This is a genomic window from Gaoshiqia sp. US2 (assembly GCF_059705485.1).
Window position 1 is genome coordinate 4,447,988 of sequence record NZ_AP048550.1, and the last position, 25,860, is coordinate 4,473,847.

Annotated in this window: 19 protein-coding genes; 16 read left to right on the top strand and 3 right to left on the bottom strand. The window is 35.4% G+C overall.

Annotated elements, in window-relative coordinates:
* Positions 1–11: 11 nt before the first annotated feature.
* Together AC6H3C_RS17555 and AC6H3C_RS17560 are read left to right on the top strand one after the other, a co-directional pair.
* Complete coding sequence (locus AC6H3C_RS17555) at positions 12–533, top strand: hypothetical protein (RefSeq protein WP_497516726.1); 522 nt, start codon at positions 12–14, stop codon at positions 531–533.
* The gene (locus tag AC6H3C_RS17560) at positions 521–1,447 is read left to right on the top strand and encodes a retropepsin-like aspartic protease family protein (protein WP_497516728.1); all 927 of its coding nucleotides are present in this window, start codon (positions 521–523) and stop codon (positions 1,445–1,447) included. The genes AC6H3C_RS17555 and AC6H3C_RS17560 overlap by 13 nt, the downstream gene beginning before the upstream one ends.
* An 8-nt stretch (positions 1,448–1,455) precedes the next feature.
* Here the strand turns inward: AC6H3C_RS17560 and AC6H3C_RS17565 are convergent, their stop codons facing one another.
* Positions 1,456–1,896, bottom strand: coding sequence for a hypothetical protein (locus AC6H3C_RS17565; protein WP_497516729.1), 441 nt, complete (start codon positions 1,894–1,896; stop codon positions 1,456–1,458).
* An 8-nt stretch (positions 1,897–1,904) separates the two neighbouring features.
* Here AC6H3C_RS17565 and AC6H3C_RS17570 point away from each other — a divergent pair, with 8 nt between their 5' ends.
* The 9 genes from AC6H3C_RS17570 (at position 1,905) to AC6H3C_RS17610 (ending at position 16,103) form a co-directional block, all read left to right on the top strand.
* Positions 1,905–2,216, top strand: a complete 312-nt coding sequence (locus AC6H3C_RS17570; protein ID WP_497516731.1) for a helix-turn-helix domain-containing protein — start codon at positions 1,905–1,907, stop codon at positions 2,214–2,216.
* Positions 2,213–5,200, top strand: coding sequence for an Eco57I restriction-modification methylase domain-containing protein (locus tag AC6H3C_RS17575; RefSeq protein WP_497516732.1), 2,988 nt, complete (start codon positions 2,213–2,215; stop codon positions 5,198–5,200). Before AC6H3C_RS17570 ends, AC6H3C_RS17575 begins: the two co-directional genes overlap by 4 nt.
* Positions 5,187–6,794, top strand: a complete 1,608-nt coding sequence (locus AC6H3C_RS17580; protein ID WP_497516733.1) for an Eco57I restriction-modification methylase domain-containing protein — start codon at positions 5,187–5,189, stop codon at positions 6,792–6,794. The genes AC6H3C_RS17575 and AC6H3C_RS17580 overlap by 14 nt, the downstream gene beginning before the upstream one ends.
* A gap of 411 nt (positions 6,795–7,205) precedes the next feature.
* Positions 7,206–7,346, top strand: a complete 141-nt coding sequence (locus tag AC6H3C_RS17585) for a hypothetical protein (protein ID WP_497516734.1) — start codon at positions 7,206–7,208, stop codon at positions 7,344–7,346.
* 75 nt (positions 7,347–7,421) lie between these two features.
* Positions 7,422–7,619, top strand: coding sequence for a helix-turn-helix domain-containing protein (locus AC6H3C_RS17590; RefSeq protein WP_497516735.1), 198 nt, complete (start codon positions 7,422–7,424; stop codon positions 7,617–7,619).
* 3 nt (positions 7,620–7,622) lie between these two features.
* Positions 7,623–9,644, top strand: coding sequence for a site-specific DNA-methyltransferase (locus AC6H3C_RS17595; protein WP_497516736.1), 2,022 nt, complete (start codon positions 7,623–7,625; stop codon positions 9,642–9,644).
* A gap of 11 nt (positions 9,645–9,655) precedes the next feature.
* Positions 9,656–12,301, top strand: coding sequence for a TrlF family AAA-like ATPase (locus AC6H3C_RS17600; RefSeq protein WP_497516737.1), 2,646 nt, complete (start codon positions 9,656–9,658; stop codon positions 12,299–12,301).
* The gene (locus AC6H3C_RS17605; protein ID WP_497516738.1) at positions 12,298–13,452 is read left to right on the top strand and encodes an RNA/DNA-binding domain-containing protein; all 1,155 of its coding nucleotides are present in this window, start codon (positions 12,298–12,300) and stop codon (positions 13,450–13,452) included. The genes AC6H3C_RS17600 and AC6H3C_RS17605 overlap by 4 nt, the downstream gene beginning before the upstream one ends.
* A complete protein-coding gene (locus AC6H3C_RS17610) occupies positions 13,449–16,103 on the top strand; it encodes a restriction endonuclease (protein WP_497516739.1) in 2,655 nt (884 codons plus the stop codon). The genes AC6H3C_RS17605 and AC6H3C_RS17610 overlap by 4 nt, the downstream gene beginning before the upstream one ends.
* Positions 16,104–16,539: 436 nt before the next feature.
* Here the strand turns inward: AC6H3C_RS17610 and tnpA are convergent, their stop codons facing one another.
* Positions 16,540–16,962, bottom strand: a complete 423-nt coding sequence (gene tnpA, locus AC6H3C_RS17615; protein WP_497516157.1) for an IS200/IS605 family transposase — start codon at positions 16,960–16,962, stop codon at positions 16,540–16,542.
* A 140-nt stretch (positions 16,963–17,102) separates the two neighbouring features.
* Here tnpA and AC6H3C_RS17620 point away from each other — a divergent pair, with 140 nt between their 5' ends.
* From AC6H3C_RS17620 to AC6H3C_RS17640, 5 genes are all read left to right on the top strand, one after another.
* A complete protein-coding gene (locus AC6H3C_RS17620; protein ID WP_497516726.1) occupies positions 17,103–17,624 on the top strand; it encodes a hypothetical protein in 522 nt (173 codons plus the stop codon).
* Positions 17,612–18,538 (top strand): retropepsin-like aspartic protease family protein, encoded by a 927-nt coding sequence (locus tag AC6H3C_RS17625; protein ID WP_497516728.1) that lies wholly within the window; start codon positions 17,612–17,614, stop codon positions 18,536–18,538. Before AC6H3C_RS17620 ends, AC6H3C_RS17625 begins: the two co-directional genes overlap by 13 nt.
* A 514-nt stretch (positions 18,539–19,052) precedes the next feature.
* Positions 19,053–20,216 (top strand): IS4 family transposase, encoded by a 1,164-nt coding sequence (locus AC6H3C_RS17630; RefSeq protein ID WP_497515873.1) that lies wholly within the window; start codon positions 19,053–19,055, stop codon positions 20,214–20,216.
* A gap of 49 nt (positions 20,217–20,265) precedes the next feature.
* Complete coding sequence (locus tag AC6H3C_RS17635; protein WP_497516740.1) at positions 20,266–22,287, top strand: AAA family ATPase; 2,022 nt, start codon at positions 20,266–20,268, stop codon at positions 22,285–22,287.
* A 7-nt stretch (positions 22,288–22,294) separates the two neighbouring features.
* Complete coding sequence (locus AC6H3C_RS17640; protein WP_497516741.1) at positions 22,295–24,034, top strand: UvrD-helicase domain-containing protein; 1,740 nt, start codon at positions 22,295–22,297, stop codon at positions 24,032–24,034.
* 260 nt (positions 24,035–24,294) lie between these two features.
* Here AC6H3C_RS17640 and ltrA read toward each other — a convergent pair whose 3' ends face one another.
* Positions 24,295–25,689: a group II intron reverse transcriptase/maturase gene (ltrA, locus tag AC6H3C_RS17645; protein WP_497516742.1), complete on the bottom strand. Its 1,395-nt coding sequence runs from the start codon at positions 25,687–25,689 to the stop codon at positions 24,295–24,297.
* Between the last annotated feature and the right edge of the window lie 171 nt (positions 25,690–25,860).

The window sequence follows — 25,860 nt, forward strand, 5'->3', positions numbered from 1 at the left end:
ATCTAAACGATTTGAAATCACCTGACTGGGAAAAGGCGATAGATATTTTGGAGAAACGAATAATGGAACGATATATCGAGCCTGTTGACAAACTAATTGAATTAGAGAAGGATATTTCCCCAATTGATAAAAAATATGGATTCATAATCCTTGCCACTGACTGTATGGTATTAGAGAATCTTCAATGTTTTTATGAAGGAAAAAAAGATTCGAACCGGAAATCAAATAAAATCTTTATTCGATTCTTGACACAAAGAGAAAATTTTAAAGAACACTTTGATAAAAAATCTGCCACTACATTTTATGAAGACTTCAGGTGTGCAATCTTACACCAACTAGAAACTTACAATGATTCTAAGATTTGGTCTGTTGGTCCTTTAGTTGTAAAAAGTGGTAATGGGTTGACAATAAATAGAACAAAATTCCATGAAGAAATAAAAAAAGAATCAGAAATATATTTCAAAAAATTGCGGTCTGGGACAGAACTACGTCAAAATTTCAAAATCAAAATGGATTATATATGCAAAAGATAAACTTCATTAGATTATTTGTATTCATGAATTTATTTTTCATGACATCTCTTTTAAGTACTGCACAGCAATTAACAGTACAAGAAACCTTAGATTACATTAATAAAACTTTAGAAAGTCACAAATGGGGAACCACGTATTTTAAAGTAAAACTATCAAGCGATGGTTATATTGAAGTAATTAGACAATTCAATAACTCAGAAAGAATCTATAACAAATGTGTAATGCATTTTTCCGACATAAGAGTATTGAAATATTCTGGCAGTCCATTGGAAGTAAGATTCAGTTGTAAACCAGACCCAGAACACGCATATTCAAGTCCTTCGTGTATAACCTGCAAAGGCTATGATGTAAGTAATAACCAAAGTTACTACAGTATATTAAACGATGAAATTTACATAAATGACAAAGTTTTTAATGCTGTTGAATATTTGTTGGCAGCCATAGAAGAAAGCAATAAATATAACAGAAATGATAATGACCCATTCGCTCCTGAGAATTATAACAAATCAGTTACAGTGAGTGGTTCAAGTTCAACTAAAATTAAATTAGAGAGTTTTGGAGGTGTATACAAGGTGTGGGTAAAAATTGGAGGGACAAATCAACATTTTATTCTTGATTCAGGTGCAAGTGATATTTCACTTTCTCAAGATGCAGAAAGAGAATTAATTAATGCAGGTGTTCTCAAAAAAGAACACTACATAACTCCTGCTCTATATAGACTTGCAGACGGTTCAATTATAAAATGTCGAAGACTGATATTACCCGAAATGACAATAGGAAGCTTTAAGGTTAACAATGTAATGGCATCTGTTGGTGTTTCAGATTCTCCATTGCTATTAGGTAGAAGTTTTCTCGACAAATTTAAAAAATGGTCTGTTGACAACTCAACAAAGGAATTACTATTAGAAAATTAAAAAACTGTTTATAACACGGTACATATTGCAGGGCGGGGTTCGGTGGTACGCCAACTGCGGATTCTCGCATCGCAGTTCCGTGTCCTCCGGACAGGAACGCTCTCCGAAATCCGCCCCAACAACATGTACCAACCGTTGGCAACAAGTGTAAAAAAACAGACGACCAGCCAGATACGATAGTGATAAATTGAAAATAGAAAACATTTAGCTTTTTGAAAGGTCAGTGCTAATTTGATGGAATTTATTTTGTTTTTTCTTCCCCCCGCAAAAAAAGAAGAAGGAAACCCCACCCACATTGCACACATTGGCAAAGCCCCACGAGCCAACGCTAAAACCAAAGCTTTGCCAAAGAGTGCAATTTTGCCAACCCACCACTGCATGTTGAAAACTTTATCATAAAATTGATTGATTAGTAACTGGATTTTTATAATTTTGACAAAAACAGTCAACAGCAATTATGTCAACAGAAACAATCGGCGAAAAGCTAAGACAATTAAGGGAAGAAAATAACTTGCCATTGCGAAAAGTTGCAGCATTAATAGATATTGATGTAGCAATTTTAAGCAAGATGGAACGAGGCGAAAGAAAACTAACAAAGGAAATAGTTCTGAGACTTGCTGATACCTACAAATACAATGTGGACGAGCTTTTAGTCTTATTTCTAAGTGAAAGAATAATGTATGAGATTCAAGACGAAGCATTGGGAGAGAAAGCTCTAAAGGTAGCGGAAAGAAGAGTAAAATATTTAAAGGAAAATAAAGTAAAATGACAATTAAGCAACTCATAGATAAATATACAGCTGACAGGAATTATTACTTGACAAACAAGTATAATGAAACACTGCTTCGCAGTGATTTCTTAGACCCTCTTTTCGAGTTGCTTGGTTGGGACATTAAAAATAGCGCAGGAAAACCAACAAACGAGAGAGAGGTAATTTTGGAAGAAGCATTGAAAGCTAACGCTTCCGAACATTCCAAAAAACCTGATTACACATTCCGACTTTTTTCTGAAAGAAAATTCTTTTTAGAAGCAAAGAAACCTTGTGTTTCCATTGAATCAAACAATGACACAGCAAAGCAAGTCAGACGATATGGTTTTACTGCTAAGTTGAAAATTTCTGTTTTATCAAATTTTGAGTATCTGATTATTTATGACACTTCTGTAAAAGTTGATAAAGACGATACTTTCTCAAAAGCACTCGTAAAGAAGTATCATTACACTGAATATGAAAGCAAGTTTGAGGAAATAAGACAACTTTTAGGAAAGGAGTCGGTATATTCAGGAGTATTTGAAACAGAATGGAAAGAAATTGAAAGTAAAATCAATCAATACTCGATAGACAATTTATTTCTAAACCAAATCAACGATTGGAGAAAAGCTCTTGGTGCTGAGATTTATAAAAATGAACCTAAAATTAACGAGCAACAATTAAACGATGTTGTTCAAAGCTACATCAATAGAATTATTTTCCTTCGTGTTTGTGAAGATAGGAATTTAGAGGATTACCAAACTCTTCTAAAGTTTGCCAATACAAACGACTTCAAAGCACTTATTAAGAAATTTGAAGATGCCGATAAACGCTATAATTCGGGTTTGTTTGACCAGTTGTTGAAAGACAAGATAGTTGAAAATGTTAGTTCAGTATTTTGGACTATCATCAAACAACTTTATTACCCTGAAAGCCCTTATTCTTTCAGCGTTTTTTCATCAGATGTTTTAGGAAGCATTTATGAAATTTTCCTTTCTGAAAAATTATCAGTTCAAAGTGGTTCAGTTGTTTTAGTAAGGAAACCTGAAAATATTGACCGTGATATTATTACAACTCCGACATTTATAATTAGCGATATTTTGCGAAATACCGTTTTGAAAAAATGCGAAGGAAAAACGGACAAGGAAATTCTAAAGTTGAAATTCTCTGATATTTCTTGCGGTTCAGGTGCATTTTTATTAGAACTTTTCCAGTTACTTAATGACATTCTGATTGACATTTATCTAAAAAACGATAAAACAAAACTCATTCAAACGAATATCAATACCTATAAACTACCGTTTGAAATTAAGCGACAAATTTTGCTGAATTGTATTTATGGAGTAGACAAAGATTACAATGCAGTTGAAGCAACAAAATTTGGACTGCTTCTCAAATTGCTTGAGGATGAAGATACTAATTCAACCAACAAAACGAAACCTGTTTTGCCTGACCTTTCGGAAAACATCTTTTTTGGAAACAGTTTATTGAATCCGAAGCAAGTAACGAATAAGAAAGACCAGGTAATTATCAATCCGTTTGATTTTACAAAGCTTCGCTTTGATGTAATTGTTGGAAATCCGCCTTATATGAAATCGGAGGATATGAAAAACATTACTCCGCTTGAATTACCACTTTACAAAACCAATTACGATTCGGCATACAAGCAGTTTGATAAATACTTCCTTTTCCTTGAACAAGGAATCAATTTGTTAGCTGATGATGGAATTTTGGGTTATATCGTTCCGAGCAAGTTTACCAAAGTTGGAGCAGGACTAAAACTTCGTGAATTACTTGCAGATAAAGAGTATTTGCATTCAATTGTTTCATTTGGAGCAAATCAGGTTTTCGCAGACAAAACTACATACACTTGTTTGCTAATTTTAAGCAAGAAAACCCAAAAGACTTTCAAATATGCCGAAGTTAAAAACCTGAAAAGTTGGAAAGTAAGAGAACCAGAAGCAGTAAAATATGCTTCAAAAAACACAAATGAATTAGATGGTGAGGTATGGGTTTTAGTACCGCCCGAATTGTCAAATGCCTATAATAAAATTGTTGCTCAAAGTATTAAACTTGGTGATTTAGTTGGAAATGATAATATTTTCAATGGTATTCAAACAAGCGCCAATGATGTTTATATTTTCTCTCCATCAAAAGAAGATAAAAAGTATTTCTACTTCTCGAAAAAAGGTATTGAATACAAGATTGAAAAGGAAATAACAAAACCCTATTTTCAAACTTCATCAGGCGAAGACAATTTATACACTTATCGAACTTTCAAACCGAACGCAAGGGTAATTTATCCTTATTCAACAACAAAAACAGGTGTTGATATAATTCCACTTTCTACCATCCAAAAGAAATATCCTTTGGCTTATGATTATTTACAAAAGCATAAAGCCCTTTTAAATAATCCAAAGCGTGATATTAAGCCTGAGCCAAAAACTATAGAAGAATGGCACAGGTACGGCCGGCATCAAAGTTTGGATAGTTGTGGACTTCCCTCAAAAATTATAGTTGGAGTTCTTTCGGTTGGCGATAAGTACGCAATTGATGTTCACGGAACCTTGATTTCGTCAGGTGGAACAGCAGGTTATTGTGTAGTGGCAATTCCAACAACTTCCAACTATTCCATTTACTATATTCAAGCTATTCTCAACTCCAAATATTTGGAGTGGTTCAGTGCTTTGTATGGCGAAGTTTTCAGAGGTGGTTACATAGCAAGAGGAACAAAGGTTTTGAAAAACCTACCAATCAGAATAATTGATTTTTCTGACGCTATACAAAATACACTTCACGACAAAATCGTAGAAACTCAAAAAGAATTAATCCGCATTAATGACCAAATAGATTCAAATGCAGGAAATAAAAGGGTTTTAGCACCACTTCAAGGACAGTTTGCACGAGAAAAAGACAAGTTAGATAAGCTGTTAGCCGAATTATACAATTTAGGCGATGATGATTCAATAATCCCATTAATCAAAGAATTGTATGAAGCTAATTAAGAACGCAACTGCAGAAAAATTGAGAGGCGGATTTTATACGCCTGAGCCAATTGCCGCTTTTATTCTAAAGTGGGGTATTAACGGTAGTTCTGATTATGAAATATTAGAACCAAGTTGCGGTGATGGTGTTTTCCTAGAACAACTGAAAGAGAATAACCATAAATTCAAATCGGTAACAGCAATTGAGTTTGATGATGTTGAAGCAGAAAAAGCGGAAAAGATTAAACTTGATAATAAAACTGTCATTAATACAGACTTTCATTTGTATTGCAATGAAACTACCGAGAGATTTGATTTGGTGGTCGGAAATCCGCCATATATACGTTATCAATACTTTCAGGAAGAACAGCAAAATGAAGCTATCAAAGTTTTCAATCGGGCTAAACTAAAATATTCAAAACTCACCAATGCTTGGGTTTCTTTTGTGGTTGGTTCAAGTTTATTACTCAAAGAAAAAGGAAAAATTGGTTTTGTAATTCCTGCGGAATTGTTGCAAGTCTCGTATGCTCAACAGCTTCGAGAGTTTTTGGCTCATTTCTACAATAAAATCAATATCATTTCTTTTGAGAAGTTGGTTTTCCCCGATATTCAACAAGAAGTTGTTTTATTGCTATGCGAGAAAAACGGAAGTGATTCACATTTGATTGAACATCTTGAATTACGAGATGCTTTAGACCTTGAAAAACTTGATGTAAACATCTTAAAAAGTCCATCAAAAAAGATAGATTTTAAGTCAAACAAATGGACTTACTACTTTTTAGACCAAGAGGAAATAGATTTTCTTGAAAATATTGCCACTAAACGAAAAGTTCCAACAATTGGCAAATATGCCAATGTTGAAGTAGGTATCACAACTGGAGCAAATGATTATTTTACGGTTCCATTACCAGTTGTAGAAGCTTACGACCTAAATGAATATGCAAAGCCAATGGTTGGCAGAAGTGTTCAGGTAAACAGTGTGATTTTTACAGAAAATGACTGGAAATTAAACAGGCAAACCAAAGCTAAAGCTCATTTATTGGTTTTTCCGCCAAAACAAATACTGAACGGACACAAAGGAGCGAACTCATACATTAAAATGGGCGAATCTCAAGGAATTAATAAAGGTTACAAAACAGGCATTCGAGATGATTGGTTTGTAATACCGTCAATTAAATTATCTGACGCTTTGTTTATCCGTAGAAACAATCTCTATCCTCGTTTAATCCTGAACGAAGCAAACGCATATACCACGGATACAATGCACCGTGTGTTTATGAAAAAAGATACTAATAAAAACGCTTTCATTGCCAGTTTTTACAATTCCTTGTCATTGGCTTTTTCCGAAATTGTAGGTCGCAGTTATGGCGGAGGTGTATTGGAGTTAATGCCAAGCGAAGCAGGAAAAATATTGCTCCCTTACCAAATTGAAAACGCTGATTTACTCGCCACCATTGACCAAATGATGCGAGATAAAAAGCAAATTGATGAAATTCTGGATATTACAAATAAGCAAATCCTGAAAGATGGATATGGTTTTACAGATAAAGAAATAAAACTTGCGGATAGCATTTGGAAAAAGTTGTCGGCGAGGAGGTTAAATAGAAATAAATGAAAAATAATGTCCAACCCACTGTCGTAAGCACATTTGCAAACCCACACGAGCCAAAACTCAAACCAAAGGTTTGCAAAAGAGCTTCCGCCTTTCCAGCCCGAGCAACCGCCTTTCAGGACGGTTTTAGGATTGCCCACGCTCAAAAAAACAAAATAAATTTGTGCTTCGTGGATAAGTAGGTTCAGGTTGACAATGACAAGAATTTAAAAGCTAAATAAATGATAAACAGACGGATATGAATGAACACCAGTTGCCAACACGCGGTATAGTTAATTGCCGGTGCAGTGGGTATTCGAGCGGTACAGCTCGTATCAAAAGTAGTTGTAACTTGATAGGAAAGTGCTTCGAAATCGGCAACTAACCATACCGCCAACCGTTAGCGTTCATTGTAAAAGACAACCAGACGACAGAATGACAAAGGAATTTTTGCTGCATAAAGAAAAAAGGAAGAAAGCCAACCGCACGGTCAAGCACATTTGGTTTTTGCCGACACACAAAGCCAACGCTGAAAAACCAAAAGAGCTTGCCCTTACCCACCGCACCCAAACATAATGATGATTTAAATACTCATTTTGTGATATATTAAATTTTTATCCTTACTTTTGCAGACTATTAACAAGTTCAAGAATGAACCGAATCAAAGACGTTTTAGAACAAAAGGGAATTAAACAGAAGTGGCTGGCTGAGCAATTGGGCAAAAGTTATAATATGGTAAACTCATATGCCCAAAATAGACGTCAACCAAGCTTAGAAGACCTATACAAAATTGCTGAAATCCTTGATGTTGAAGTAAAAGAATTATTAATTGAAAGAAAAGTACAATAAAATATGGACGGAACAAGTCTGACACCAGAACAAGAAAAAATAAACGCATTGCGACAGGTATTACCCGAAGCATTTAGCGAAGGTAAAATTGATTGGGAAAAACTAAAAGCAACGCTTGGAGAGGATATTAACTTCTCAAACGAACGCTATGTATTAAATTGGGCAGGAAAAAGTGATGCCTTTAAAGTTTTACAAACTCCGACTACAAAGACATTGATTCCTGCCAAAGAGGAAAGCGTAAACTTTGACGAAACCGAAAACATATTTATTGAAGGTGAAAATTTGGAAGTGCTGAAAGTGCTGCAAAAAAGCTACTTCGGAAAAGTGAAAATGATTTACATTGACCCGCCATACAATACAGGAAACGACTCTTTTATTTACCCCGATAAATTTTCCGAAAGCAAAGCCGACTATGAAAAACGTGTGGGCGACAAAGACGAAGAAGGCTATATGACCAAAGATGGTATGTTCAAAAAGAACAGCAAAGAAAACGGACAGTACCACAGCAATTGGCTCAATATGATGATGCCACGATTATACTTAGCAAAAAATCTTTTGCGACAAGATGGAGTTATGTTTGTCCATATTGATAATAATGAAGTTCATAACCTTAGAATGTTATTGAATGAGATTTTTGGTGAGGAAAATTTTATTGAATGTATAAATTGGAATAAGAGAGTTCCAAAAAATGATAAGGGAATCGGAAGTATCCACGAGTATGTCCTTATTTATGTAAAAGATAGTTCAATAAAGCACGAATTTTTAATGGCAAAGGAAGGATTACAAGAAATTGAAGACCTCCTTTCAAAAATTAAAAAGAAAAAAATGCCATTAAATGAGGGAGAAGAATTAATCAGAAAGCTATATAATAAAAAAGGTTACGATAGAGGGATTACACTATATAATTCACTCAATAATGAATATCGTCTTTGGGGCAAAATAAATATGAGTTGGCCAAATGCAAATACATTTGGACCTAGATATGAAGTAAAACATCCAAAAACAGGAAAGTCAGTTAAGGTTCCTGATAGAGGTTGGCGTTGGAAAGAAGATTCATTTAATGATGCAGCACAAATTGTTGAAGGTAAATTTACTAATGTATTAGAGCTACATGATAGGTCTTTTTTATCTGGAAGAATTTGGTTTGACAAAGATGAGAATACTCAACCAAGTTCTATTAACTATTTAGATGAACTTGACAATTTATTACTTAGGTCAATAATTTCTCTAAAAAGTGACGGTGGAATTGAAGTTGAAAAACTTTTTGAAGGGAAAAGCTATTTTTCATACCCAAAACCAACTTCTTTAGCTAAACTTTTAATCAAATCTGTTAAGAATGGACAAGATGATATCATTCTTGATTTTTTTGCAGGTAGTGGAACTACTGCACATGCAGTAATGGATTTAAACAAAGAAGATGGGGGTAATAGAAAATATATTTGTGTTCAACTACCCGAATTATTGGAAGAAAATAGCGAGGCATTAAAAGGAGGATTTAAAAATATTGCTGAAGTTTCAAAAGAAAGAATTAGAAGAGCGGCAAAGGCAATCGAAAAAGAATTACAAATTGAGAAAGAAAAAAGGAAAAGTCAAATTCAGTTTGAAACGCCAATTGACATAGAAATTGATTTAGGTTTCAAATCGTTAATTTTATCAGACAGCAATTTCAAACAATGGCAACAAATTGAGGGCAAAGATGCTAAAGTACTTGCCGAGCAAATGAAATTATTTGTTGACCCCGTTTCTGAATCTGCCACTATTGAAAATATGGTATACGAACTTTTGCTAAAAAGTGGCAAAGACCTGAACAGCCTTATTGAAAAGAAAGAAAGTTATTATAAAATCAACGGCACTGAATTGATTTTACTTTTAGAAAAAGCAACGCAAGAAATAATTGATGCTGTAATTGCTGAAAAACCTATCAAAGTAATTGCATTAGACAAACTTTTTAAAGGCAACGACCAGCTGAAAACTAATACCGTACTGCAAATGAAGGATGCAGGCATTGAATTTAAAACAATTTAAAACACGCAAATATGGAAAACGAAACCAAAAATATTTTTGAAAATGGAGCAACATGGCTTCGGGCTGATTTCCATTTGCACACAAAAGCAGATAAAGAATTTTCTTACACAGATAATGAAAATGACTTTTGCCGACTTTATGTTGAGAAACTTAAAGAGCAAAATATCAATGCTGGTGTCATTTCCAATCACAATAAGTTTGATAAAAATGAATTTGTTGCTTTAAGAAAAAAAGCATTTAAAGAAAGTATCGGATTGTTTGCAGGAGTTGAATTGTCTGTAAACGATGGAGCAAATGGCATTCACTGTTTACTTGTTTTCGATTTTGAAAAATGGTGTATAAATGGTGAGGATTACATCAATCAATTTCTAACGGCTGCATTTGAAGGAATAGCGAATAGAGAAAATGAAAATACAAGGTGTAGATACAACTTCGAAACGGTATTACAAAAATTAAGCGACCATGAAAATAATGGTAGGGATTCATTTATTATTCTCGCCCACGTAGAGCAAAATAGCGGTTTTTTCAACGAATTGGATGGTGGACGAATTCAGCAGCTTATTTCAAATGATTTGTTCAGGCATTTTGTGTTAGGTTTTCAAAAAGTTAGAACTTACGATAAAGTAGTTACTTGGAACAACTGGTTTAACAATAAATTACCTGCATTTGTTGAAGGTTCTGACTGTAAATCTTTAGACGAGATAGGCAGACCACATCAACAAAAAAGCGAAGAGAAGAAAACATTTATCAAGCTTGGAGATTTTAATTTTGAAGCGTTGAAATATGCCTTAACTGATTATGACAGGATTTCACCAAATGCTAAACCCGAAATAAAAAATTCCTATATTAAATCAATTGCATTTGAAGGTGGTTTATTAGAAGGAACAAGAATTGATTTTTCTCCTGAACTAAACAATCTAATCGGAATCAGGGGAAGTGGAAAATCATCGTTATTGGAAGTTTTACGCTATGTTCTTGGAATTTTACTACCTGTTAATGCCGCTGACCCGGATTATAAAAATTCATTAGTAACCCGTTCAATGGGTAGTGGAGGAAAAGCCATAGTTACCATAGTAAACAAGCAAAATGAAGAATATAGAATAGAAAAACTGTATGGTCAAAAAGAGGATATTTACAAAAACAACCTACTTCAACCAGGAATTTCTATAGATGCCACAGGCTTTAATTCCCCAATTTACTTTGGACAAAAAGACCTGTCGAATAAGGGAAAAGATTTTGAAGGTGATTTAATTCAACGGTTAATTGGAACAAGATTAAAATCAGTTCAAGTTAAAATTGAGCAAAAGAAAAGAGAGGTTGAAAACATAATATCAGAATTAAAAAAACTTCAAAATTTAAAGGACTTAAAAAAAGAAACAGAAGCTCAAATTCAAAACTCGAAGCATCAGCTTAATTTCTTTAAAGAAAAAGGCGTTGAAGATAAGTTGAAACAACAAACACTATTTGATTCAGATATTTCTAAACTGGTTCAAAATGAATCAACTGTCAGAAGTTATTTAAGCGAATTGGCATCTGTAATTTCTAATCATGATTATTTTTTTCAACAAGAAATTACAGGTTCAGAAATTAATAAAGAATTATTTGAAGAAGCAAAAACAATCATACAAGAATTAAAAATTGAGTTTGAAAAACTAAAAACGATACAAAAGAATTCTATACTAAGTCAGCAAAAAATAAAAGAGGTTATCGCAAAAATTAATACTAAGAAAGAAGGATTAAAAGAAGAGTTTGCCAAGATTAAACGAGAAATAAACACTGACACTATTAACCCCGATAATTTTCTGAATCTGAATAGGCAAATTGAAACTGCACTTTTGAAATTAAAGGAAATCGAAAAATCAGAAAAGAGAAGAAGCGATTTACAAACCAGTTTATTAGAACGTCTTACTGAACTTGATAACCTTTGGCTTGAAGAATATAATGTTCTCAATAAAGAGGTAAAAAGAATCAATGAAGCAGAAAGTAAAATTTCAATCGAAGTTGAATTTAAAGGCAGGAGGGATAAACTCACCGACAAGATGAAACAGGTTTTTAGAGGCACAGGTATTCGGGAAACAGCTTATCAAGAGATTGAAGCTAACTATAAAGACTTTATTCAGATTTACAGAGACAGCAGTAAATTAGATGACATTTTGAATGAAAATCATGTAGTTGATTTTAAAAGAAGGTTTTCTGAAAATCTGGAAGAATTGCTCACTTTCAAAGTAGAAAATAAAATAGTGATTCAATACAACGGAAAATCATTAGACAAACATTCTTTAGGGCAACGAGCATCGGCATTGATTCTTTTCTTATTGGCTCAAAGGGAAAATGATGTATTGATAATTGACCAACCAGAAGATGATTTAGATAATCAAACCATCTATGATGAAGTAATAAAAGAATTAAAGAAAATAAAGGGTAATATGCAATTTATCTTTGCTACCCACAATGCCAATATTCCTGTGCTTGGTGATAGTGAAAAAGTTGTTTCGTGCAGCTATGATGAAAAGAAAATTACAGTGCATTCCGGCACTATTGATAATCACCAAACACAACGGTTTATTGTTGACATAATGGAAGGTGGAGACGAGGCATTTAATCGCAGAAAAAACATTTACAGTATTTGGAACATTGAAAAAATAAAATCAATATGAACGCATTAGAATTACTAGATATAATTAGCAAAGGCGAAACTAGCCAAGTGCAGTTTAAAGCAAATGTTACTAATGAGCAGAGCATAGCTCAGGAAATGGTGGCTTTTTCGAACACTAAAGGAGGAACAATTCTAATTGGTGTCGATGATAAAACTTGGGACATTATTGGGCTAACTGATGATGATTTAAGACGACTTACTAATTTGTTGGTTAACGCCTCCAGTCAGCACGTAAAGGAACCTATCTTTATTGAGACCGATACCATTGAATATGAAGGTAAGAAAGTATTAATAGTAAGTGTTCCAGAGGGAATTGCAAAACCCTATAAGGATAATGATGGAATTATTTTTATGAAAAATGGAGCTAACAAACGAAAAGTAACAAGTAATGAAGAAATTTCCAGACTGCTACAAAGTAGTGGCTATTTATATGCTGAAGAAAAAGTCATAAATCATAGCTCTATTGATGATATAAATACACATAAGTTCAAATCCTTTTACGAGGCAAAATACAAAGAAACTATTGAGGCAGAAAAGGTTGAAAAATACTTGCAAAACCTACGATTATCTACAGACGATAAAATTACAATAGCAGGAGCTTTGCTATTTGGAGATAAGGTAGAAAAGCTCATTCCTGCATTTTTTATTACAGCAATTTGGTTTCGTGGAAATGACATAACAAATACAGAATACAGAAGCAGTAAAAATTTAACAGGAACGTTAGATGAATTATATAGTGAAGGATTTGATTTTATTGTGTCAAAACTAGATAGTCTTCAGGCTGGGCAATCATTTAATAGCATAGGGGTATTGGAAATTCCAAAGATTGTTATTACCGAATTATTAGTTAATGCTTTAATCCACAGAGATTATTTTATAAATGATTCCATAAAAATTTTTGTATTTGACAACCGCATAGAAATTATAAGTCCGGGTAAATTACCCAATAGTTTAACAGAAGAGCAAGTTAGAAGAGGCGTAAGGCGAACGAGAAATACTATAATTGCTTCTTTAGCTCCTGATATTTTAGAATATAGAGGAGCTGGAAGTGGAGTTCTTAGAGCATTACAGGAATATCCTTCAATAGACTTCATTAATGACATAGAAGGCGAACAATTCAAAGTCATAATTTCAAGACCAGAAAAGAAATGAAGTTAACTTTTGAATCGAATTTAGGTTATCAGCAAGATGCCATAAAATCCATAACGGATTTGTTTGAAGGGCAACCTTTGGAAGATTCCATTTTAGAATTTAATCTAAAGGAAGAAGGTACTTTGAATTTGATAAATGGCGTTAGCAATAACCTTATTTTATCGGAAGAGCAAATCCTTACAAATCTGCAATGCATTCAAACCAATAACGAAATAAAAGTTTCGGATAAATTGGACGGTATGCACTTTTCAGTAGAAATGGAGACAGGCACAGGAAAAACGTATGTTTATCTGCGTTCCATTTATGAACTAAATAAATTATATGGCTTTAAAAAGTTTGTGATTGTTGTTCCTTCGGTTGCTATTCGTGAGGGAGTTCTGAAAAATTTAGAAATTACACACGAGCATTTTCAAACACTTTACGATAATGTGCCTGTAAATTTTCAAGTGTACGACAGCACCAAAGTTTCCACCTTGAGAGGTTTTGCAACCACTAACAACATAGAAGTTTTGGTAATCAATATTGATTCATTTGCCAAAGACGAAAACATTATCAATAAACCCAATGATAAGCTGAACGGGCAAAAACCAGTTGAGTTTATTCAGGCTACCCACCCTATTGTAATTGTGGACGAGCCACAAAATATGGAAACCGAAAAGCGTATTGCAGCTATTGAAAACTTGAAAGCACTTTGTACGCTTCGCTATTCAGCAACACACAGAAACCAATACAACCTTACTTACAGTCTAAACCCTGTAAAAGCTTATGATTTAGGATTGGTAAAACAGATTGAAGTAGATTCTATCATTGAAGAAAATGCCTACAATGATGCTTTTGTTTCGGTAGAATCAATTACAGCAACTAAGACCAAAGTAACCGCCAAAGTTTCCATAAACAGCAACGAAAACGGAGGTGTAAAAAAGAAAACCCTAGCTGTTAAAGTTGGAGATGATTTGTACAAACTCTCTAATGAAAGAGAAATTTATTCAGACGGTTATATTATTGAGGAAATTGATGCTGTAAACCAATGTATTTCCATTTCAAACGGAAACTTATTGTACAAAGGCGACAGTCAAGGCGGTTTGACAGATGAAGTAATGAAGTTTCAAATCCGTAAAACGATTGAAGAACATTTGAAGAAAGAAAAACGCCTGAACAAATTAGGAATCAAAGTTTTGTCATTGTTTTTCATTGACAAAGTTGCGAATTACCGAAACTATGATTCAGCAGGAAATCCAGTAAAAGGAAAATTTGCCGAATGGTTTGAAGAAATTTATCAAGAGTATGTTTCAAAACCAGCTTTCAAAGAGTTGAATAAGTTTTCAATTGAAGAAATGCACAACGGCTATTTTTCGCAAGACGGCAAAGGGAAAGTAAAAGACACTTCGGGAGAAACCAAAGCAGATGACGATACATACAGTTTGATAATGAAAGACAAAGAAAAATTGTTGGGCTTAGACAATTCTTTGCGTTTCATTTTTTCACATTCTGCCCTGCGTGAAGGTTGGGACAACCCAAATGTATTTCAGATTTGTACCTTAAACGAAACTAAGTCAGACATTAAAAAACGTCAGGAAATTGGTAGAGGTTTGCGTTTGGCAGTTGACCAAACAGGAAAACGAACTTATGACCAAAACATAAACCGATTAACTGTAATTGCCAATGAAGCCTATGATGATTTTGCCAAAGCACTACAAAAAGAAATTGAAGAAGATTGTGGAGTTGCATTTACGGGCAGAATCAAAAACAAGCAAACAAGAACAGCTATCAAATATCGCAAAGGTTTTGAAGCCGACCCGAAATTCTTGCAGATTTGGGAAAAACTAAAAAAGAAAACCACCTACAGAGTAGATTACAAAACAGACGAATTAATTACTTTGGCTGCAAAAGCCTTAAAAGATTTGCCTGAAATCAAATCGCCTTCCATTCGTTCAACAAAGATTGGAATTACAATGACTGATGAAGGCGTAGGAACAAATTATGTAGGTGAAAAAGTAGAATCTTACGGAGGTTATTCTTGGAAAATTCCTGATGTTTTGGGCTACATTCAAAGCAAAACAGAATTGACACGTTCCACGATTGAAGAAATTTTAAGTAAATCAGGAAGAATTGAGGATATTATTATCAATCCACAATTATTTTTAGACTTGGCTACAACTGCTATAAAGCGGACTTTGTATGATTTAATGATTGACGGAATCAAATATCAAAAAATAGGTGGTTCAGAATATGAAATGGCATTGTTTGAAGCCCAAGAATTGGAAGTTTATTTGAACGACTTTTCGTTTAAAGTTTCAGACCCTTCAAAAACTATTTTTGAAGAATTTGTGCCTTTAGATTCAGGAGTTGAAAGCAAGTTTGCAAAAGACTGTGAAACCAGCGACCAGATAAAATTCTATTTCAAATTACCAAATTGGTTTAAAATCCCAACACCGATAGGAAATTACAATCCAGATTGGGCATTGGTATTTGAAGACGACAAGAAAATTTATTTTGTTGCTGAAACCAAAGACACAGGCACACCACAAGTTGACTTATCAAAATTAAGTGGAGACGAGCAAATGAAAATCAAATGCGGAAAAGCTCATTTCAACGAGTTTGAGGACTTGGAATATAAAGTAGTAAACAAAGTAGGACAATTAATTGAATAGCCAACGCTTCGTAGTCAAGCACATTTGCAGGTCGCACCAGCCAACGCTAAGACCAAAACCTGCAAAAGAGCTTGCCTACCCAAACACACGGCAGACAGGAAAGATGCAGCAAAAATGAAAGAAAAATAACGAGGAAAATGAACAACGAAACGCTAACAAAGTGTATATGCCATAAGGGTTTCAGTGGGTATTCAAGCATTGTAGCCCGCTCAAACTTTCGTGTCGGTGGACAGGAAATTGCCCCGCAATCCCTTACGGCACATACACTCAACCGTTATAAACAATTTTAAAAAGATGGAAATAGCGAAAGGAATATATAATTCTCAATATGTAAAAATCCACACCCAAAGGATGTGGCTTTGGGATAACCCCTGGAAGGGGTAATTTGCTTTTACCCTCAAAGAAGGTAAAAGTTGTTGTCCCCACAGGTTAATGACTACTTTTCTTCTTCTCGTTTATCTTTCTTTTCCTGATACTTGACGTACCTCTTGATCATCTCCGCATCCAGTCCTACTGTATCCACACAGTAGCCTTTTGACCAGAAATGATTGCCCCAATAGGGGCGGCTCTTCAAGCTCTTATATTTGTTGAACAGCCGAATTGCTGTTCGTCCTTTAAAAATCCCAACCATGTCAGAAATAGAGACTTTCGGCGGAACCATCAAAACCAGATGTACGTGATCTTCCTGTACGTTCAACTCCTCAATAATACAGCCTTTCTGCTCCGAGAAAGCCTTGATGCAGTGTTCCACTTCAATTTTGATTTCTCCCTTCAATATTCTATACCTATATTTAGGGGTCCATACGATATGGTACATGCAATGCCAGATCGCATGCGACAACTTCTTAAAACGACTCATTGTTTTTTCCTTTCTTTGGTTGTGGGGACAACCTTCTAAAGGTAAATATGAGTCGTTTTACAGGCAAACCCGTGGAACGTCTCTGACCACGTTCAGAGAACGTGGGTTTTTAACTTGAACTAAAGCTGAATCTAAACGATTTGAAATCACCTGACTGGGAAAAGGCGATAGATATTTTGGAGAAACGAATAATGGAACGATATATCGAGCCTGTTGACAAACTAATTGAATTAGAGAAGGATATTTCCCCAATTGATAAAAAATATGGATTCATAATCCTTGCCACTGACTGTATGGTATTAGAGAATCTTCAATGTTTTTATGAAGGAAAAAAAGATTCGAACCGGAAATCAAATAAAATCTTTATTCGATTCTTGACACAAAGAGAAAATTTTAAAGAACACTTTGATAAAAAATCTGCCACTACATTTTATGAAGACTTCAGGTGTGCAATCTTACACCAACTAGAAACTTACAATGATTCTAAGATTTGGTCTGTTGGTCCTTTAGTTGTAAAAAGTGGTAATGGGTTGACAATAAATAGAACAAAATTCCATGAAGAAATAAAAAAAGAATCAGAAATATATTTCAAAAAATTGCGGTCTGGGACAGAACTACGTCAAAATTTCAAAATCAAAATGGATTATATATGCAAAAGATAAACTTCATTAGATTATTTGTATTCATGAATTTATTTTTCATGACATCTCTTTTAAGTACTGCACAGCAATTAACAGTACAAGAAACCTTAGATTACATTAATAAAACTTTAGAAAGTCACAAATGGGGAACCACGTATTTTAAAGTAAAACTATCAAGCGATGGTTATATTGAAGTAATTAGACAATTCAATAACTCAGAAAGAATCTATAACAAATGTGTAATGCATTTTTCCGACATAAGAGTATTGAAATATTCTGGCAGTCCATTGGAAGTAAGATTCAGTTGTAAACCAGACCCAGAACACGCATATTCAAGTCCTTCGTGTATAACCTGCAAAGGCTATGATGTAAGTAATAACCAAAGTTACTACAGTATATTAAACGATGAAATTTACATAAATGACAAAGTTTTTAATGCTGTTGAATATTTGTTGGCAGCCATAGAAGAAAGCAATAAATATAACAGAAATGATAATGACCCATTCGCTCCTGAGAATTATAACAAATCAGTTACAGTGAGTGGTTCAAGTTCAACTAAAATTAAATTAGAGAGTTTTGGAGGTGTATACAAGGTGTGGGTAAAAATTGGAGGGACAAATCAACATTTTATTCTTGATTCAGGTGCAAGTGATATTTCACTTTCTCAAGATGCAGAAAGAGAATTAATTAATGCAGGTGTTCTCAAAAAAGAACACTACATAACTCCTGCTCTATATAGACTTGCAGACGGTTCAATTATAAAATGTCGAAGACTGATATTACCCGAAATGACAATAGGAAGCTTTAAGGTTAACAATGTAATGGCATCTGTTGGTGTTTCAGATTCTCCATTGCTATTAGGTAGAAGTTTTCTCGACAAATTTAAAAAATGGTCTGTTGACAACTCAACAAAGGAATTACTATTAGAAAATTAAAAAACTGTTTATAACACGGTACATATTGCAGGGCGGGGTTCGGTGGTACGCCAACTGCGGATTCTCGCATCGCAGTTCCGTGTCCTCCGGACAGGAACGCTCTCCGAAATCCGCCCCAACAACATGTACCAACCGTTGTATGCAAGGCTAAAAGACCGAATTACACAGAAATAACCTGATTAGAAATTTGAAAAGACGGATTGAAAATATTGTCTCATTGATTGAAGATTGGTGCAAGAAAAAATTAGTTTTTGCCCGCCCGCGTCTGCCCTTCGGGACAGTTGGGGAAGCCCTCGCACATTGCACACATTTGCAAATCGCACAAGCTGACCCACAATCCGAAATTTGCATAAGAGTGCAATTTTTGCCAACACACATACTTTAAATCACTAGTGTCTATTAATTTTTGTTAAAATGCCTCATATCTGTTTTATGCACAGCATGCTAGCTTTTCAAAACCTTGTCGCCCTTTTGAAATTTGTTCCTTTGTACTCAGGTACAAATTGGAACAAGTATGAACGTTGGCAAATATGTTTTCGCACAGATTGTGGAGTTTCTCCCGAAACGTTACTTCGAACGACTGGTAATAAAACACAAAGACAGGACAGTCAGAATGGCACCATCCTACTGGAGCCATATGCTGGTTATCATGTACGGCCAGCTCATAGGCTGCCATAGTCTTAGAGAACTCACAGATGTCACTATTGCTCATGCCAAAAGATCTTTTCACCTCGGGTTTGGAAAGGTTCCCATCAACAGAAGCGTTCTTTCCAAAGCAAACAGCCTTAGAGACCATGGGATCTTTGAGAAGTTTGCCTTTTACATTGTGTCTATTGCCCAGGCCAAACGTATCACCAAAGAGTTTGAACTCCACGGAAGGTTCTATGCCATTGATTCCACTACCATCGACCTGTGCATGTCGGTCTTTAGATGGGCAAAGTTTAGGAGCACAAAGTCTGGCATCAAGATTCATACCCAGATTGATATTGCCACTGAAATACCGGTCTTCTACAGAATCAGCCATGCAAATGTGCATGACACCAAGTCTATGGACTGGTTTACATACGAACGGCACGCTTGCTATGTGTTTGATAGAGGCTACTTTGATCTCTCCAGACTCTACGCAATTGAGCTGGCCGGAGCTTTCTTCATCATACGGGAGAAGTCCCGCCCTGATTATGAAATTACGGAAGGAGATGACATGCTTGAAGGAGATGACAATGTCCTGCGGGACCAAACGGTTAGGTTTACAGGAAAGCGAAACAGTGGAAACTATCCGGTTTCGCTCAGACGCATCGTATTCTATGCCCCTGACCTTGGAAGGGCCTTCACCTACTACACCAACAACTTCTACCTCAAAGCAAATGAAATTGCTCTTCTTTACCGTTACAGATGGCAGGTGGAGCTGTTTTTCAAATGGATCAAGCAGCATCTCCGTGTCAAATCCTTTTGGGGAGAATCCGAGAATGCGGTCCGCATACAGATACATGTCGCCATCATCACGTACTGTCTTGTCGCTATTATTGAACACGACCTCAAACTGGGCAGACCTGTTGTGGAGGTCATGCGTATCCTTGGTAATTCCCTGCTGGTCAAGGATCCCATTCAAGAACTCTTGGCTCCGAGGGAAAATAAGGCCTATGATGATAGCGATTGCCAACTGCATTTGGACTTCTAATTGAATTAACATTTTTTAATAGACACCAGTGACTTTAAATAGCAATGATATGCAGATAGAAAAAATTGAAATAAAAAATTTTAGACTTTTAAAAAATGCTAGTCTTTCATTGCAAGATAAAACAACTGTTATAGTTGGTCGTAATAACTCAGGTAAAACTTCATTAACAGAGATATTTAGACGATTTTCAAGAAGAGATAAATTTAAACTTGAAGATTTTAGTCTTTCTTCTCTTCCTGATTTTTCAAAAGCTTTAAAGGCAAAAATAGATAAGGAAAAGGATTCAGTTATCCGAGAACTTTTGCCCAGTATCGAATTGTCTTTGTTGCTAAATTATTCAGATAATAAAGATGATTATGGAGTGCTAAGCAACTTTATTATTGATTTGGATGAGAAACTAACAAGAACTCAAATTAAAATATCATATAAATTACAAGACGGAAAAATTGAAGGACTTTTCTTTGATTTGACAGATGAAAGTGACCCGAATTTATTTAACATTCTCAGAGAGCGAATACCTATTTATTATGATTTTGAGGTTATTGCAATTGATATTCAAGATTCCGGTAATACTTCAAAAACGGAATTTGAAAATTACAAACGTTTAATTCGAACAGATTTTATAAATGCACAACGTTGGTTAGATGATGAAACGATAAAAGAGAATGATGTTTTGGGAAAAGTTCTAAGTAGCATTTTTAGTAATGCTTCTAAAGAATCTGCACCAGAAGAAATGCAGAAGAAATCTAAAGAACTGGACGAAGTTGTAAAACAAATACAAACAACTGTAGATTCTGATTTTAATTCAAAAGTTCAAGCTTTAATTCCAGCACTTCAGATTATGGGATATCCTGGGTTAAGCGACCCAAAATTTACCACAAAAACAACCTTTGATGCTAAAACTATTATTGAGAAAAACACAAAGCTATTGTATGAAAAATCTCATGGAATAAATCTTCCTGAAACTTATAATGGATTAGGTTCAAGAAATTTAATATTTATCCTTTTTCATTTGTTTGATTATTTCAGACAGTTTCAATCTGATGAAATACAACCTAAAAATCATGTGATTTTTATTGAAGAACCCGAAGCTCACCTCCATCCTCAAATGCAAGAAGTATTTATTAGGAAATTGTACGAAATAGCAGATACTTTTTCAAAACAATTAAATGGAGGTAAAGATTGGCCAGTTCAATTTATTGTAACGACACACTCAACACACATAGCCAATGAAGCAGATTTTGAATCCATCCGCTACTTTCTTACAAAAGGAGATGATGAACTCCAAACATATATTAAAGACCTTAATGAAGAATTTAGTAAACCTGAAAATGATACGGATAAAAATTTCATTCACAAATATCTTACATTAACTAAGTGTGATTTATTCTTTGCTGATAAAGCCATTATGATTGAAGGCCCAACAGAAAGAATTTTAATGCCCGAGTTCATTCAAAAATTAGATAAAGGAAATCTTTCAAGCCAATTTATCTCGACTGTTGAAATTGGAGGTGCCTATGCTCATCATTTTTATAAATTTCTGGATTTCCTAGAATTAAAGACTTTAATAATCACTGACCTTGATTCTACAAAACCTGAACAAACTGATAAAGGGATTAAATACAAAGCATGTCTAGTTTCTGCTGGTGCAACGTCAAGTAATACAGGTATAATTAAGTGGTTCAGTTATAAGGATGATGAAGGTAATGACAAAGAAAACGTTGATTTATCTGAAATCCGCTCAAAACTCATTAAAGATAAAATTCAAGGCACAAGGAGAATAGCTTACCAAATTGATGAAGATTCAAAAGAATGTTGCGGTAGAAGTTTTGAAGATGCTTTTATAATCGCTAATCATGAACTCTTTGGTATCACTGAAAAGAAGGGTAATGATTTAGAAATGAAAGCTTTTGAAGAAGCTAAAAAGTATAATTCTAAAAAGACAGATTTTGCTATAAAATATGCTTATGAAGAATCAAATTGGGTGATTCCACTTTATATCAAAGAAGGCTTAGTTTGGCTATCAGAAAATGAATCAAATAAAGTTTTAAGTACAGACTTGATTAAATAATAGCTTTATGAGTAATCCAGCCGAAAAAGCATCAGAAGAAACTTTAAAGAAAATATACACTGCATTAGATAAAGGTATTTCATTTCGCGTTGAAGCAGGAGCTGGTGCAGGTAAAACATATTCTTTAATTCAAGCATTGCATTATCTGATAAAATCAAAGTCAGCAACACTTCAAAAAGGTTTTCAGAAAATTGCATGTATCACCTATACTAACGTTGCAACAGATGAGATTAGAAGTAGAATTGATAATCATCCATCTGTTTATGTTGATACAATTCATGGTTTCTGTTGGTCGATATTACAAGGTTTTCAATCTCAAATGAGAGAGCAAATTCCGACACTAGGAGATGATAAGCTTAATGAAAAAATTGATGAAGCAGGGGGATTGAAAAAACAAAAAATTGTATATGATTTAGGTTATCGAAGTGCCTCAGAGAAAGAAATCTACATCCATCATGACAATGTAATACAACTATTTACAGTCCTTCTTTCTAAAGCTAAGTTTAGGGATATTCTTAAAAATCAATATCCGATAATATTTATAGATGAATATCAAGATACTAATGCTGATTTAGGCAAAACTATAATTTCAAATTTGATAGAGTCTGATATTAATATACAAATTGGATTATTCGGAGACCATTGGCAGAAAATTTATGAAGAAGGAATTGGCGAAATGTCATCTGATAAAATTGAGGAAATTGGGAAAAATGCAAATTTTAGGTCTGAGAAGAAAATAGTTGAATTTCTAAATAGAATGCGTCCAAGCCTTCCGCAAATGGGAAAAGACCCATCTTCTGCTGGCGAAATTAAAGTTTTTCATACAAATAATTGGATAGGTGCAAGAAGAGATGGAAAAGGTGGTGGACATTGGACAGGTGATTTGCCAGCGAATGAAGCAGGGAATTATTTTAGAGCTTTAAAAAATAGACTATTACAGGATGGTTGGGAATTTACATTTGAAAAAACTAAAATTTTAATGCTCACTAATTCCGTTCTTGCCAGAGAGCAAGGGTATAGTGGCATTTCTGATGTTTTTCAATATTCTGATGATTATCTTAAAATGCAAGATAAATACATTGACTTTTTTGTAAATATTCTTGAACCGGTTTCAGAGCATTTTAGCAATAAAAAATATGGTGAGATGTTAAAGGCAATAGGACTGAGAACACCAAGGTTGAGAAACCATGATGATAAAAAAGTTTGGAATGAAAGTTTAAAAAGATTAATTGATAGCAGAAATACAGGTACAATTGGTGACGTCATTGATTGTTTAGTTGAAACACAGAAACCACGTTTGTCGGCTAAGATTGAAGAATCAGAAGAGAAATTTTCACAATTAAAGGACTTAACAGAGATTGAGGATGAATCCGATAAAAAACTTGTTTCAAAAATAAGGAAACTCAAATTAGTAAAATATTCAGAGGTAATAGAACTAGCTAAATACATTGATGATAAAACTCCATTCTCAACCAATCATGGAGTAAAGGGTGCAGAATTTGAGAATGTCTTAGTAGTTTGCGGAAGGGGGTGGAATAAATACAATTGGAGCCAGTTTCTTGGTTGGGTGAACGATGGAATTCCTGCTGATAAAAAAGAAGCTTTTGAACGCAATAGAAATCTTTTCTATGTTTCTTGCTCAAGACCTAAAAAAAGATTAGCTGTATTATTTACGCAAGAATTATCTGATTCTGCTTTGGGAACTTTAAACAATTGGTTTTTGCCTGAAAATATTATTCCAATGTAAAACGAGATGAAAACTCTACCCACACAGTCCAAGCACATTTGCAATTCGCACAAGCCCATTCGCAACCAAAAATTGCAAAAGAGCTTGTCTGTCTGCCAACGCTTTTTGCCGCCCTAAAAACTAATTTTTTCGGAAATGGCAGTGCTTCGATTGAGTGGTTTATTGACCGTAAAATATTGATAATTAACTGATAATGAATAAAGCCCAGCATACAATCGAGTAGACTGCCCCGCCAGTAATTAGCTGACGGGGAGAGCCTCTCACACCACTGTACGTACGGGTCTCGTATACAGCGGTTCATTAAGATATGGGGCAACTTTCTCGTAATACGTAAGCAACGCTTGATAACCTCTTTTTCGCAATCGCTCCAGGGTAATGGTCGTTCCCAGAATCGGGCTTTGGGCAATAGCCCATCCCCCCATTCGCGAACGGCTCCATTGGTAGGCCTGTTCGGGTGAAACACCCAACCGGATCAGGTTCTTTCGTTTCCGTTCCGGCTTTTTCCAATGATGCCAGATACAGTACCGCAGGCGATTCCTCAGCCACCCGTCGATATCCTTCAGTTTGACCTGGATACTGGCCATCCGGAAGTAATTAAGCCAACCCTGGGAGACTTCTTTGAGCTTTTGGATGCGCTCGTCGAAGCTCATCGGGGTGGTTTTTCGGGTGATCGTTTTCAGCTTTTCTTTGAGTGATTTCCAACTCTTTTCGCTTGCAACCAGTTGGTATTTGCCTTTCTCCCCTTTTCGGTAAGTGGGTACGAATCCGTAGCCCAAAACCTTGAAGTTGACCGGACGGCGGATGCCGCTTTTCTCCCGGTTGATGGGCAGTTTCAGCTTATCCTTTAGAAACAGGAAAATGCTGTTGTCAATCTTGCGGGCTGCCGTTTTACTGTTGGTGTACACACTAAAATCATCGGCATAGCGCACATAGCGAAATCCTTGCTTTTCCAGTTCTTTGTCCAACTCATTGAGCATGATGTTGGACAGCAGCGGGCTAAGCGGGCTTCCCTGTGGCACGCCTTTACGACGCTTGACCAAGTTGCCGTTGATTTGAATCGGCGCTCTCAGCCATTTGCGGATCAGCCGTAGCGTGAGCGGGCATTTGACCTTCCTGTAGATCAATTGCAGTAAAATACAGTGGTCTACTTCATCGAAGAAGCTTTTCAGGTCGATATCAACAATATGCTGATAGCCCGAGTTGATGTATTCCTGCGCTTTTAACACGGCCTGCCGGGCATTGCGGTTAGGCCGGAAACCATAGCTGTAATCTTCAAACTCCATCTCAAATTTGATGGCTAAAACCTGACCAACGGCTTGTTGAAGCATCCGGTCGGTTACGGTAGGTACGCCCAACAGGCGAACTTTACCGTTGCTTTTGGGGATTTCCACCCCTCGAATGGCTTGTGGTTGGTACTTCCCTTGCCGGATTTCGGATTCTATCTGCTCCCTGTTAGTGGTCAGGTGGGCATATAGTTCCTTCACCGGCATACCATCAACGCCTGCCGAACCTTTGTTCGACACCACCTGACGGTAAGCACGCATCATATTCCTCCGGTTGAGTACCTGTTCAATCATTCCCGTTTTCGTTTTATTCGGTTGCCCTGTTCCGCTTAAGACAGGGCTGGCAATGCCTCCCTGACGAATTTGGAACATCTTAATGTTCGGCCCTTCACTACCTCGGTGAGTCCTCCGATTCATTCATCGGCTCGTTACCGGCAGCTACTATGTCCTCTGCTGACTTCTCACCACAGCCAACACGTGGACGGTGAGATCTCCCCTGGTAAAAGCTTTTCCCTTCCTCCAATGCCTGCGTGATCTACATAG